General features: G+C 32.5%; 11 protein-coding genes and 1 pseudogene. 4 read left to right on the forward strand and 8 right to left on the reverse strand.

The genetic code is table 11. The features are described 5' to 3' along the window. Nucleotides 1–54: 54 nt before the first annotated feature. The 6 genes from R2808_RS07095 to R2808_RS07120 form a co-directional block, all read right to left on the reverse strand. Nucleotides 55–2,277 (reverse strand): NADP-dependent isocitrate dehydrogenase, encoded by a 2,223-nt coding sequence (locus R2808_RS07095; RefSeq protein WP_371270271.1) that lies wholly within the window; start codon nucleotides 2,275–2,277, stop codon nucleotides 55–57. Nucleotides 2,278–2,499: 222 nt separating this feature from the next. Then, nucleotides 2,500–2,850, reverse strand: a complete 351-nt coding sequence (gene rplS, locus R2808_RS07100) for a 50S ribosomal protein L19 (RefSeq protein ID WP_371270272.1) — start codon at nucleotides 2,848–2,850, stop codon at nucleotides 2,500–2,502. A gap of 120 nt (nucleotides 2,851–2,970) precedes the next feature. Next, complete coding sequence (trmD, locus tag R2808_RS07105; RefSeq protein ID WP_371270273.1) at nucleotides 2,971–3,645, reverse strand: tRNA (guanosine(37)-N1)-methyltransferase TrmD; 675 nt, start codon at nucleotides 3,643–3,645, stop codon at nucleotides 2,971–2,973. Nucleotides 3,646–3,676: 31 nt separating this feature from the next. Then, a complete protein-coding gene (locus tag R2808_RS07110; RefSeq protein WP_371270274.1) occupies nucleotides 3,677–4,177 on the reverse strand; it encodes a TlpA family protein disulfide reductase in 501 nt (166 codons plus the stop codon). 1 nt (nucleotide 4,178) lies between these two features. Next, on the reverse strand, nucleotides 4,179–5,294 hold the full coding sequence (locus tag R2808_RS07115; protein WP_371270275.1) for a BT_3928 family protein: 1,116 nt from the start codon (nucleotides 5,292–5,294) through the stop codon (nucleotides 4,179–4,181). Between the two features lie 23 nt (nucleotides 5,295–5,317). Beyond that, nucleotides 5,318–5,860 (reverse strand): DUF1599 domain-containing protein, encoded by a 543-nt coding sequence (locus R2808_RS07120; protein ID WP_371270276.1) that lies wholly within the window; start codon nucleotides 5,858–5,860, stop codon nucleotides 5,318–5,320. Nucleotides 5,861–6,022: 162 nt separating this feature from the next. On the opposite strand from R2808_RS07120, the gene folP reads away from it, so the two are divergent. Together folP and R2808_RS07130 are read left to right on the forward strand one after the other, a co-directional pair. Next, entirely contained in the window at nucleotides 6,023–6,847 is an 825-nt protein-coding gene (gene folP, locus R2808_RS07125; protein WP_371270282.1) for a dihydropteroate synthase, read from the forward strand. A 12-nt stretch (nucleotides 6,848–6,859) separates the two neighbouring features. After that, nucleotides 6,860–7,576, forward strand: coding sequence for a hypothetical protein (locus tag R2808_RS07130; RefSeq protein ID WP_371270277.1), 717 nt, complete (start codon nucleotides 6,860–6,862; stop codon nucleotides 7,574–7,576). An 87-nt stretch (nucleotides 7,577–7,663) separates the two neighbouring features. Here R2808_RS07130 and rlmH read toward each other — a convergent pair whose 3' ends face one another. Together rlmH and uvrA are read right to left on the reverse strand one after the other, a co-directional pair. Beyond that, a complete protein-coding gene (gene rlmH, locus R2808_RS07135) occupies nucleotides 7,664–8,137 on the reverse strand; it encodes a 23S rRNA (pseudouridine(1915)-N(3))-methyltransferase RlmH (protein WP_371270278.1) in 474 nt (157 codons plus the stop codon). Between the two features lie 82 nt (nucleotides 8,138–8,219). After that, nucleotides 8,220–11,024 (reverse strand): excinuclease ABC subunit UvrA, encoded by a 2,805-nt coding sequence (gene uvrA, locus R2808_RS07140; protein WP_371270279.1) that lies wholly within the window; start codon nucleotides 11,022–11,024, stop codon nucleotides 8,220–8,222. Between the two features lie 327 nt (nucleotides 11,025–11,351). On the opposite strand from uvrA, the gene R2808_RS07145 reads away from it, so the two are divergent. Next, a complete protein-coding gene (locus tag R2808_RS07145) occupies nucleotides 11,352–12,749 on the forward strand; it encodes a T9SS type A sorting domain-containing protein (RefSeq protein WP_371270280.1) in 1,398 nt (465 codons plus the stop codon). A gap of 136 nt (nucleotides 12,750–12,885) precedes the next feature. After that, nucleotides 12,886–13,283 (forward strand): annotated as a pseudogene (locus R2808_RS07150) (LuxR family transcriptional regulator); the annotation flags it as partial.

The following is a 13,283-nucleotide window of genomic DNA, read 5'->3' on the forward strand; positions in this document are numbered from 1 at the left end:
AGCAAAAAAGGCTTTCTATAATAAGAAAGCCTTTTTGTTTTTATAGAAAATTACTTAGTTTAATTTTGCTAAAATAGCATTAAAAGTACTACTAGGACGCATTGCTTTGTCTGTTAACTCAAAATTTGGATGATAATAACCACCAATATTTTGTGGTTTACCTTGAGCTGCAATCAACTCTTCATTAATTTTAGTTTCATTCGTATTTAAAGCTTCAGCAATAGGAGTGAAGATAGCTTTTAATTCGGTATCTTTATCTTGGTTAGCTAGTGCATTAGCCCAATATAATGCTAAATAAAAATGTGAACCTCGATTATCGATACTTCCTAATTTACGAGCTGGCGACTTGTCGTTTTCTAAAAATTTCTCAGTAGCTTCATCTAATGTTTCCGACAATATTAAGGCTTTTTTATTAAAAAATGTTTCGCCTAAATGTTCTAATGAAACACCTAATGCTAAAAACTCGCCTAATGAATCCCAACGTAAATAACCTTCTTCAATAAATTGCTCAATATGCTTAGGAGCCGAACCACCTGCGCCCGTTTCAAATAATCCACCGCCATTCATTAACGGCACAATCGATAACATTTTTGCTGAAGTACCCACTTCTAAAATTGGGAATAAATCGGTTAAATAATCACGTAAAACATTTCCTGTAACAGAAATTGTATCTTCGCCTTTAACAATTCTTTCTAAAGAGAATTTTGTAGCCTCAACAGGATTCATAATGCGAATATCTAATCCCGTGGTATCGTAATTTTTAAGATATGTAGTTACTTTTTTGATTAGTTCCCTATCGTGTGCTCTGTTTTCATCTAACCAAAAAACAGCAGGAACACCAGTTGCTTTGGCTCGGTTTACTGCTAATTTTACCCAATCTTGAATTGGCGCATCTTTTGTTTGACACATTCTGAAAATATCGCCTGTTTCAACTGTTTGACTCATTAAAATAGTACCATTTGCATCTTTTACATTAACAGTTCCGTTTGTTGATATTTGGAAAGTTTTATCGTGCGAACCATATTCTTCTGCTTTTTGCGCCATTAAACCAACATTTGGAACACTTCCCATTGTTTTTGGGTCTAATGCACCATTTGCTTTGCAAAAATCGATAGTAGCTTCGTAAACACCAGCATAGCTTCTGTCTGGAATAATAGCTTTTGTATCTTGCGATTTACCTGCTGCGTTCCACATTTGTCCGGAGTTACGAATCATGGCTGGCATTGAAGCATCAATAATTACATCTGAAGGGACGTGCAAATTGGTAATTCCTTTATCAGAATTAACCATGGCTAAAGCTGGACCGTTTTCAATAGCAGTGTTTAAAGCAGCTTCCACTTCGGCTTGTTTAGGGTTTCCTGCAATCTTTGCATAAACATCGCCTAAACCATTTTTAGTATCTACACCAAGTTCAGCAAATAAATCGGTATATTTAGCAAAAACATCTTTAAAATATACTTCAACAAAAGCTCCAAATAATAATGGGTCTGAAACTTTCATCATAGTTGCTTTTAAGTGAACCGAAAATAACACGCCTTTTACTTTTGCATCGGCAACTTGCTCAGCAATGAACATTTTTAATTTTTTCATACTCATTACCGACGAGTCGATAACTTCTCCAGCTTTTAAAGGCGAATTGTCTTTTAAAACTTTTGTGTTTCCATTTGCATCTGTAAATTCGATTGAAAAACTTCCAGCATCAGCCACAGTAACTGATTTTTCAGTGCCGTAAAAATCGCCATCGGTCATACTTGCAACGTGTGATTTTGAATTGCTTGTCCAAGCTCCCATTGAATGTGGATGAGCTTTTGCATAATTTTTTACAGCTTTTGGAGCTCTTCTATCGGAGTTTCCTTCACGTAAAACAGGGTTTACTGCCGAGCCTAAAACTTTTGCATATTTTGTTTTAATTGCTTTTTCAGCATCGGTTTTTGGATCTTCTGGAAAATTTGGAACAGCATAACCTTGTGTTTGTAGCTCTGCAATAGCTTCTTTTAATTGCGGAACTGATGCCGAAATATTAGGCAACTTGATAATATTAGCTTCTGGAGTTGTTGCAAGCTGACCAAGTTCTGCTAGTGCATCGCTAATTTTTTGGTCTTCTTTTAAAAACTCAGGAAAATTTGCTAAAATTCTTCCTGCTAATGAAATGTCGCGTGTTTCTAAAGTAATTCCTGCTGGTTTTGAAAAAGCTTTAACAATTGGCAAAAAAGAATGTGTAGCCAACATGGGAGCTTCATCAGTAATTGTATAAATAATTTTTGGTTGATTTGACATATAATTTGTGTTTTTTATTTAGACATAAAAATTTAAAAGCCACGCAAATATAAGAAATTAATGAGGATTTTTTACCAACTAATAGCTTCTAATGAGTATTATTTGGATATTCATAATATAAGATTTTAATTTTGCGAATTTAATAAAATTGCACCTAAATTTTTAGTAATAAAAAAGGTTGAACAATTTGTCCAACCTTTTTTATACTGTTTAAAGAAAAGATTAATATCTTCTTTCTTTAATTTTTGCTTTTTTACCAGTAAGTTCTCTGAAGTAGAAAATACGAGCTCTACGAACTTTACCTCTTTGGTTAACTTCAATTTTTTGTAAAGCTGGCATGTTGATAGGGAAGATACGTTCTACACCTACAGCGCCTGACATTTTACGGATAGTGAAAGTTTCAGTAGCGCCAGTTCCTCTTCTTTGGATAACAACTCCTTTAAAGAACTGCGTTCTTGTTTTTTCACCTTCTTTAATTTCATAATACACAGTAATTGTGTCTCCCGAGTTAAATTCAGGGAAATCTTTTTTTGTTACAAATTCGTTTTGTACGAAATCTACTAAATTTGCCATTTTTTAAGAATAAATTATTGAATCAGAGCAACATACACGTCTATCGCCAGAGGTTGGTCCAAATGTGGGTGCAAATTTATAAAAATATTATGAATTATAAATTATTAATTAAAAATATTTTTATTCAAGTAAATCAGGACGACGATTTTTAGTGTGTTCGTAAGCTTTTTGTTCGCGCCATTTTTCAATTTCAGGAAAATTACCGCTTAATAAAATATCGGGAACTTTTAGACCTTTATATTCTGCCGGACGTGTGTAAATAGGATGCGATAATAAATTATCTTGAAAACTATCGGTTAATGCAGATGTTTCATCGCTTAACACTCCAGGAATTAATCGGATAATAGCATCGCAAAAAACAATAGCGCCAATTTCGCCACCGCTTAAAACATAATCGCCAATTGAAATTTCTTTTGTAATGTGCATATCGCGCACGCGTTGATCCACACCTTTGTAATGCCCACATAAAATAATGATATTTTGCAACATTGACATAGAATTAGCCATTTTTTGATGTAGTGTTTCGCCATCGGGTGTCATATAGATAATTTCATCATAGGTGCGTTCTTCTTTTAATTTTGAAATACAATTATCGATAGGTTCCACTTGCATAACCATACCTGCACCGCCACCAAACTGATAATCATCTACGTTTTTGTGCTTATTGGTGCTATAATCGCGTAAATTATGAAAATGCACTTCGACCAATCCTTTTTGAATAGCACGTTTCATAATAGAACCTTCAAAAGGGCTACGCAATAAATCGGGTAAAACCGTTATGATATCAATTCGCATTTTATAGTGGTTAAAAAATAGCTAGATTAAATTAGTTGGCTAATTTTTTTAATGTTTCTTCTATTTTAGCATCATCGGCTTCAATTACATTATAAAGTGCAATGTTTCCGTTTTTGTCTAAAATCATATAACGCGGTATCCAACTTAGCTCGATGGCTTTGCCGAATACACCTTTCATTCCGTCTGAAACAAGATAATGTTCTCCTACAACATTGTATTTTTCAATTCCCTTTAGCCATGAATCATAATCTTTATCCATTGAAATAAAAAGATAAACTAAATCGTTACGGTTTTCTTGAAGTGCTTTAACCTTAGGCATTCCACCTACACAGTCGGGGCACCAAGATGCCCAAACATCTATAAAAACAGTTTTACCTTTATATTGATTTATTATTTCTTGAAATGTAATTTCCTGATTATTAGTTGTTAACATTTCGTTATCTAAAGCTTCTTTAGGAAACGTAGTTTTATTTTCTGTTTTACACGAAATAAATAAGGTAGTTATAAATAGTAGTGTTAGTATTTTTTTCATTTTATTTTAAAGTTAAAGATTCACTATCGTTATAATGTTTTTTTTGCGTAATAGTTCCGTTTTCTAAAATAACAATACTAGGATTAGCGCGTTCAATTGTTTTTAATGTTGTGGCATCGCAAAAATAATAATCGAACGTTAACCCAAATTTTTGCTTGTTTTGTTCAATTAAATTCTCGTCTGAAGCCGTCATACCTATAACCAAATAACCTTTTTCAAGAGCTTTTTGGTGTAAGGCTTCTAGTTTTTTCATGCCTTCTTCGTTTGCTTTTCTTAAATCGTACGAAATAAAGAGCATTACTTTAGGTTCTTCTAATACACTTTCGGTGTAGTCAAATCCATCTTTTTCGATGCTAAAATCGTGAATAGGCGGAACGTATCCCTTTTTTATTAGTTTATCAATTCGATCTACAAACTCGGCATTTTTAGGAACTTTATTTGCCATAACATCATCTTGGCTAAATTCGGTATCTACTCCGTTTACTTTGTAAATAAACTTCATTTCATATTCGCTTTTTGGCGCGCCTTCTGGAATTTCCATTCCTTTTTGAATGTTAGTACCTACTTTATAAGCTCTAAAATCTATAATTGGTAAATGTTGCAATACATAATACGCCATAAGTAAACACAAAGTATAGGTAATAAAAACCGCAAAATTCATAGGAACTTTCGCTAAAATAGGTTTAATAAATTGTTGATTGAAGAATAGAATTAAGATTAAAAAAAGTAAAACAACATCTTTAGTAAACGATTCCCAAGGTGTTAGTTTTAAAGCATCGCCAAAGCAACCACAATCGGTAACTTTGTTAAAATAAGCCGAATAGAACGTGAGAAACGTAAAAAACACAATCATAGCTAGCAAACTCCAAACCGTAAACTTAGTTTTAAAGCCTAACAATAGCATTACACCTAAAACAACTTCGAAAATAACTACAAAACAAGCAATTAGTAACGCATACGGAATTAAGAATTCCATGTTAAGCACTTCGGCATTAAAATATTCTTCTAATTTGTATGAAAAGCCTATTGGATCGTTTAATTTTATTAAACCTGAAATAATGAAAAGTATGCCAACTAAAATTCGGGCAATTTGTGTAATTATATTTTTAAAATTCATAATTTGTAATTTATAATTTGTAATTAATTTGCTTCTTCTAAAAGTATTAAAGCAAAAACGGCATAATTAATAATATCTTGGTAGTTGGCATCGCGGCCTTCGGAAACTTCTAAAATATCGTTATTATCTTCCATAGATTTTAGCCTAAAAATTTTCATTAAAATTAAATCGGTTATCGAGCTAATTCGCATATCGCGCCAAACTTCGCCGTAGTCGTGGTTTTTATTTTCCATTAATGTTTTTACTGCGGCTACTTCTTCATCGTAATATTTTATAGCTTCATCATAAGTAAAATCGGGAAATTTACCTACGCCTTTTTTTAATTGAATTAACGCCATAATACAATAGTTGATTATTCCAATAAACTCGGAAGTTTCGTCTTCGTCAATTTTTCGTGTTTCATTTTCTTGAAGACTGCGAATGCGCTGTGCTTTTATAAAAATTTGATCGGTAAGCGATGGCAAACGCAAAATGCGCCAAGCCGTGCCATAATCTTTTGTTTTTTTAGCAAATAAATTGCTACAAATTGAAATTATTGTATCGTATTGTTGCGAAGTATTCTTCATTTATTCGGTATATTTGTGTAATATTTTTCAAAAGTACTCATTTACGAGATAATAGAAAAAAGATAATAGAAAAAAGACAAAGATATTGATTGAAGATTAACGATTTTTGAGTTCAGAAAATCCTATAACCTTTTAACATTAAACAAAATAAACTTGAAACCAATTACAATAAACTGTAAAGGAAATTTAATTGATTTATCGACCCCGAAGGTAATGGGAATTTTAAACTGTACGCCCGATTCTTTTTACGATGGCGGAATGTATAAAAGTGAATTGGCAATTCTTGCACAAGTAGAAAAAATGCTCGTAGAAGGCGCTACGTTTATTGATATTGGTGCCTATTCTAGCCGACCGGGTGCTGCATTTGTTTCGGAAGAAGAAGAACTCAACCGATTACTTCCAGTTGTAGATTTGATTTTGAGAGAATTTTCTAGTGTTTTACTTTCTATTGATACTTTTAGAAGTAAAGTTGCTAAAAAAGCAATTGAAAATGGTGCTACCATAATTAATGATATTTCTGCCGGAATGTTAGATGACAAAATGCTTAAAACCGTTGCGCAACTTAAAGTTCCTTATGTTATGATGCACATGCGTGGAACACCTAAAACTATGCAATTGTTAACCAATTATGACGATGTAATTAAAGAGATGCTATATTATTTTTCGGAACGAATTAGCCAAGCAAAAAGTTTTGGTATTAACGATATAATTATTGATCCTGGTTTTGGTTTTGCAAAAACAATAGCCCAAAATTATGAAGTGCTGCAAAAAATGAATTATTTTACCAGTTTAGAATTGCCTATTTTAGTTGGTGTTTCTAGAAAATCGATGATTTATAAAGTACTAGAAAATTCGCCCGAAAACGCTTTAAACGGAACAACCGTTTTAAACACAGTTGCTTTGCAAAACGGCGCTAGTATTTTGCGTGTTCACGATGTAAAAGAAGCAGTGGAATGTGTTAAGTTAGTTAAAAAGTTAGAAAGTTAAAAGTAAAAAAAAATGAATAAAATATTAATTTCAATTCTATTATTAGGTTTAATATCTTGTAAAAAAGAAGAAGTTCAATTGCCAAAAAGCGATGTTTCCATTGTAACTGAAATTTTAGACCATTCGCCAGTTTATATCTTTTTTCAATTAGAAAATAACGATACAATTGCTAGTGTAAACAAAAATAACTTAATCAGTTCCACCAATTGGATTTTTACTATCGATAAGCGTTTGCCTTTGCATACAATTATTCCTGAAATTCAAGAATTGCAAGACAAAAAGAAGAAAAGTACGCATAAAAAAGAAGGTGCAATAAATGTGTTTTCGTATGCCGATAGTTTGCATCAAAATTTAGCATTTTATCCATTTACCGAAACGCAGTTTAAATACGATAATGAATTTTCTCGATTTTATATAAAAAAACATTTCGATTTATATAAAGATTACAACAATATGTATCTTAATTTTAAAAAAGATGGTACACTAACAATTGATGGTAACGATGTTGAAAGAGCCGAAGTTTACAATTACTTTAAAGAATTTATAACCTTAACAGCGGTTGATAAAAAAACCATGCTTCATTTAAATTTTGATAAACACTTAACTTACAACGATTACCTACAAAATAAACTTTTGGCTTGGCAATTAACAGCGTTAGCTATAGAAATTTCGGCTTACGAATTTGTTTACGATGAAGCAAAATTACCACAGTGTAATTGCAAATTGTAGGTTTTTAAGTCGAAAGTCAAAGGTCAAAAGTCAAAATTAGAAAATGAAAATAATATTAATTCGTAATTGATAATTCGTAATTGATATTTACTGATGATGATACGGTTCGTTGCGTAAAATGGTAAAACCACGATAAATTTGTTCAATTACAAATAATCGAACCATTTGATGTGAAAACGTCATTTGCGAAAGCGATACTTTTCCTTGAGCTGCTTTGTAAACGGCTTCGCTAAATCCATACGGGCCACCTATTACGAATGCTAAAGTTTTAATTCCAGCATTCATTTTCTTTTGTAAAAAATCAGAAAATCCAACACTTGAAAATTCTTTTCCATTTTCATCGAGTAGAATTAATTGGTCGGTTGGCGTTATTTTAGATAAAATAAGTTCGCCTTCTTTTTCTTTTTGTTGGGCTTCGCTTAAGTTTTTTACATTTTTAATATCGGGAATAATTTCCAAATCAAATTTTACGTAGAAATTCAATCGCTTAATATACTCGTCTAGCAACGATTGTAAGTTCTTGTTGTCGGTTTTTCCTATGGCTAATAGTTTGATGTTCATTTTTGTTAATGTGTCAATTAGACAATATACCAATGAGTCAATGTAATTCAATTGGTACATTGACACATTGAGAATTGGCATATTATTTCAATTTCTCTTTCAAATAAATACCTGTTACCGAATTTTTATTTTTTACAACTTCTTCTGGCGTTCCAAAAGCCACTAATTTTCCACCATTTTCGCCACCTTCTGGACCAATATCAATAATATAATCGGCACATTTTATCAAATCTAAATTGTGTTCGATTACAATAATAGAATGACCTTTTTCAATTAACGCTTCAAACGAAGTCAGTAATTTTTTAATATCGTGAAAATGTAATCCTGTTGTGGGTTCATCAAAAACAAATAAGGCTTTGTCTTTAATGGTTCCTTTAACCAAGAACGATGCTAATTTAATACGCTGGGCTTCGCCACCAGACAGGGTAGAAGAGGACTGACCTAATTGCACATAGCCTAAACCTACATCTTGTAAGGGTTGTAATTTTTGAGTAATCTTAGTTTGTTTGTGTTCGCTAAAGAATTCCAGAGCTTCATCAATCGTCATTTTTAAAACATCGTCTATGTTTTTATTTTCAAAAGTTACTTCAAGAACTTCTTTTTTAAAGCGTTTTCCGTTACAAGTTTCGCATTCTAAATGCACATCGGCCATAAATTGCATTTCAATCGTAACTTCACCATCGCCTTTACAGGTTTCACAGCGTCCACCATCAACATTAAAAGAAAAATGTTTGGGTTGATAGTTACGCAATTTGGCTACTTTTTGCGACGCAAATAAGTTTCTAATATCATCATAAGCTTTTATATACGTAACTGGGTTAGAACGCGAACTTCTTCCTATAGGGTTTTGATCCACATATTCAATGTGTTTTACGTTGGAATAATTTCCTTTTAATTCAGAAAATTGTCCTGCTTTTTCTCCTACACCTTCTAATTGTTTTTGAATGGCAGGAAACAAAATTTTCTTTACCAAAGTACTTTTTCCACTTCCCGAAACTCCCGTTACAACGGTTAAGCAATCTAATGGAAAAGTGAAATTTTCATTCTTTAAATTGTTTTCACGAGCTCCAATTACTTCAATGTGATGCTTGAATTTACGTCGCTTTTTAGGAACTTCAATTTGTTCATTTCCGTTTAAATATTTTGCAGTTAATGAATCGGCTTTTAGAATTTCATCGTATGTTCCTTGAGCTACTAATTTTCCACCATGCGTTCCGGCCTCTGGGCCAATATCAATAATCATATCGGCAGCCTTCATAATATCTTCATCGTGCTCTACAACGATAACCGTATTGCCTAAATTGCGTAAATTCTTTAAAACATGAATTAAACGTTCTGTATCTTTTGGGTGTAAACCAATGCTCGGTTCGTCTAAAATATACATAGAACCAACCAAACTACTTCCTAATGAAGTGGCTAAATTAATACGCTGACTTTCGCCACCAGAAAGTGTAGCCGAATTTCGGTTTAAGGTTAAATAATTCAATCCAACATCCGAAAGGAAAGCCAATCGGTTGTTGATTTCAATTAATAGGCGTTTGGCAACCTTAGCATCGTATTCGTTTAATTCCAAATTTTTGAAAAACGGAATTAATTTTACAATGGGTAAATCCACCAAATTTGAAATGGTTTCGCCACCCACTTTTACATAATTGGCCTCTTGTCGTAATCGTTTTCCTTTACAAACCGTACATTTTGTTTTGCCACGATAACGCGATAACAAAACACGATTTTGAATTTTATAATTTTTTTCTTCTAATTCAGTAAAGAAATCGTTTAAACCCGTGAAATATTGGTTTCCTTCCCAAATTAAAGTTTTATGTTCGTTAGAAAGTTCAAAATAGGGTTTATGAATTGGAAAATCGAATTTATAGGCATTGTTTACCAATTGATCGCGGTACCAACTCATACTTTCGCCACGCCAAGGATAAATGGCATTTTCATACACAGAAAGTGCAGTGTTTGGAATTACTAATTCATCATCAATTCCAATAACATTTCCGTAGCCTTCACATTTAGGACAAGCACCATAAGGATTATTAAAACTGAACAAGTGAATGTTTGGCTCTAGGAATGAAATACCATCTAATTCAAATCGGTTATTAAATTCAAAACGCTTATTAGTGTTTAATTCTTGTAAATAACATTCGCCTTTTCCTTCAAAAAATGCCGTTTGAATAGCATCTGCCAAACGGTTATAGAATTCTTCATCATCTTTAACTACAATACGGTCTATTATAAGTTGGAAGTTGGAAGTTGGAAGTTTGATTTTTTTTTCCGAAGCTAAAAACTCATCTAGACGAACCATTTCATTTTTCACTAAAACACGAGCAAAACCTTGTTGAAGCAATACTTTTAATTTATCATCTAAAGTTCTGTCCTTTTCTAAATGGATAGGAGCAAGCAACAACCATTTAGAATCTAATTCGAAGGTTTTTACTAAATCAATTACATCAGTAACCGTATGTTTTTTTACTTCTTTGTTAGAAATTGGCGAATAGGTTTTACCAATTCGAGCAAAAAGCAATTTCATATAATCGTAAATCTCGGTTGAAGTACCTACCGTTGAACGGGCATTGGTAGTGTTTACTTTTTGTTCGATAGCTATTGCGGGAGCAATTCCTTTTATATATTCCACTTTGGGCTTGTCTAAACGGCCTAAAAATTGGCGTGCATAACTCGATAAACTTTCTACATACCTGCGTTGTCCTTCAGCATAAAGTGTATCAAAAGCTAAACTCGATTTGCCCGAGCCCGAAAGTCCAGTAATAACAATTAGCTTATTTCGTGGTATGGCTACATCTATGTTTTTTAGATTATGAAGTTGCGCACCTTTAATCAGTATATTTTTTTTTGGATCTAGTTTAGAAAAATTGGCTGTACTCATTGTTTTTTATAAGATGTGCAAAATTAAGAATTAATAAAAAAATATGGTATTAATTTCTAAATATTTGGTTTTGTGTAGTTTTTAATAAATTTAAGTAAGTAAAGTATTACATTTTTTAACTTTTTTAATTATAATAAAACTATACAAAACCTATACAAAAAATTAAAATACAGAATAAAATATTTTATTTTTTACTTGATTATCAAATATATATAGATTTATTATTCATATTTAAAATGTATAGTTTGTATAAAACATAAAAAATATTACGAAAACGTTTTATTGATTAATTTTATAACACTTAAAAAATAACTAAAAATATATCTTATGAAAAAAATTACATTTTTATTTGTATTATGTTTGGGTTTGATAACATCAGCTCAATCACTTGAAGGTACATGGAAAATGAATCCTGTTGCTGGTGCAATGGGTGTAGGGCCTGCTCAAGGCGATACCTCTTGGTGGTCAAATTCTGCGGGCGATGTAACTACAAGAGCTTGTTTCTTTGATGATGAATATGTATTTGATGCAAGTGGTTCGTTTTCAAACGTATTAGGTGCTCAAACTTGGACAGAAGGTTGGCAAGGTGGTACTGATTCGTGTGGTACACCTGTAGCTCCACATGATGGTTCAAATGCAGCTACTTGGAGTTATGACGATGTAAATGGTACAGTAACACTTACAGGTGTTGGTGCTTATTTAGGTTTAGCAAAAGTTTACAATGGAGGCGAATTAACTTCTCCTGCTGGTGCTCCAGCATCTATTACTTACCAAGTAACTTCAATAACTAGTGATTTAATGACACTAGATATTGCTATTGCAGGTGGATGGTGGCGTTTTGTATTAATAAAGCAAGGAGTACCTACTTGTAGTGATGGTATTCAAAACGGAGATGAAACGGGTATAGATTGCGGAGGCTCTTGTGGTCCTTGTGTTACACCTCCTTTAACGCATGCACCTACACCACCAGCACGACCAGCTGCCGATGTAATTTCAATTTACAGCGATGCTTATCCTAGTATAGCTTTCGATAATTTTGATGCAGGATGGTGCGGAGGCGCTGCTACAACTGAAGTTCTAATAGATAGCGATAATACTTTAAAGAAAAACACTGGTGTTGGTTGTCAAGGTATTGAATTTCAATCGAATAAATTAGATTTAACAGATTTTACACACATTCATTTTGATTTCTACATTGCAGATACCGATTTAACAGGAGATGTATTTAATGTAAAATTAGTTGATTTTGGCGGTGGATCTAGCGAATCAAGTGCATTAGAAGTTAATATTAACGGTGGTACAACTCCACAATTAGTAGCTAACGAATGGGTTTCTGTAGATGTGCCTATTACAGCTTTAGGCGGAGTTGTAGCAGGTAGCTTAGCTAGAGGCGATGTGGCTCAAGTAGGTATTACAACAGCAAATGTTGATAACGTTTGGTACGATAACATTTATTTACACAAAAATACAGTTCTTTCTTCAGAACGTTTTGAAAAATTACAGTTAAGAATGTATCCTAATCCAGCGTCTAATGTGTTAACAATAAATGCTGCTGAGGCAATTCAAAATATTCAAGTTTATAACTTACTAGGTCAAGAAGTTTTAACTAAAGAGTTAAACAATACATCTGCAACGGTTGATGTAGCTTCTTTAAATTCAGGTGTTTACTTAGTTAAAGCTTTTATTAACGGTAAAGCTGTAACATCAAAATTTACTAAAAAATAATAGTATTTGAAATAAATTATGAAGGTTGCCTTTTTGGGCAACCTTTTTTTATTTCAGCAATTTCATTACTTTTACTAATTGTTTTTATAATTTTACCAAGTTATTTTAAAGCAATTAGTAATAAAAAATGTAGTAAATGATTAAAAGAGCATTGTTGTTTATTTTGTTACTAGGTAATTATCTTTTTTGCCAGCAAATTCCACCTATTGTAAACTTTTCTTCAAACGATTACAAAGGCGGCAACCAAACTTGGATGATTACTCAAGATCGAAACGATTTTATGCTTTTTGCTAATAACGAAGGTTTGTTAGAATTTAATGGTGCTAATTGGGTTTTGTATCCATCGCCAAACGAAACTATAATTCGTTCGGTTAAAGCACTAAAAGATAGAGTTTACACAGGTGCTTACATGGATTTTGGCTATTGGGAACGCACAGTAACAAACGAGCTAAAATACACTTCTATTACTAAAACACTTAAACTAAATTTAATTGAAGACGAACAGTTTTGGAATATTTTATCGTATGAAAATTG

Source organism: Flavobacterium sp. (assembly GCF_041392005.1).
GTDB lineage: Bacteria > Bacteroidota > Bacteroidia > Flavobacteriales > Flavobacteriaceae > Flavobacterium.

Bases quoted from the DNA above. Each gene is read 5' to 3' on its own strand.
- R2808_RS07095 (WP_371270271.1), bottom strand. From the start codon at position 2,277: ATGTCAAATCAACCAAAAATTATTTATACAATTACTGATGAAGCTCCC.
- trmD (WP_371270273.1), bottom strand. From the start codon at position 3,645: ATGCGAATTGATATCATAACGGTTTTACCCGATTTATTGCGTAGCCCT.
- uvrA (WP_371270279.1), bottom strand. From the start codon at position 11,024: ATGAGTACAGCCAATTTTTCTAAACTAGATCCAAAAAAAAATATACTG.
- R2808_RS07110 (WP_371270274.1), bottom strand. From the start codon at position 4,177: ATGAAAAAAATACTAACACTACTATTTATAACTACCTTATTTATTTCG.
- R2808_RS07115 (WP_371270275.1), bottom strand. From the start codon at position 5,294: ATGAATTTTAAAAATATAATTACACAAATTGCCCGAATTTTAGTTGGC.
- rlmH (WP_371270278.1), bottom strand. From the start codon at position 8,137: ATGAACATCAAACTATTAGCCATAGGAAAAACCGACAACAAGAACTTA.
- rplS (WP_371270272.1), bottom strand. From the start codon at position 2,850: ATGGCAAATTTAGTAGATTTCGTACAAAACGAATTTGTAACAAAAAAA.
- R2808_RS07120 (WP_371270276.1), bottom strand. From the start codon at position 5,860: ATGAAGAATACTTCGCAACAATACGATACAATAATTTCAATTTGTAGC.
- R2808_RS07130 (WP_371270277.1), top strand. From the start codon at position 6,860: ATGAATAAAATATTAATTTCAATTCTATTATTAGGTTTAATATCTTGT.
- R2808_RS07145 (WP_371270280.1), top strand. From the start codon at position 11,352: ATGAAAAAAATTACATTTTTATTTGTATTATGTTTGGGTTTGATAACA.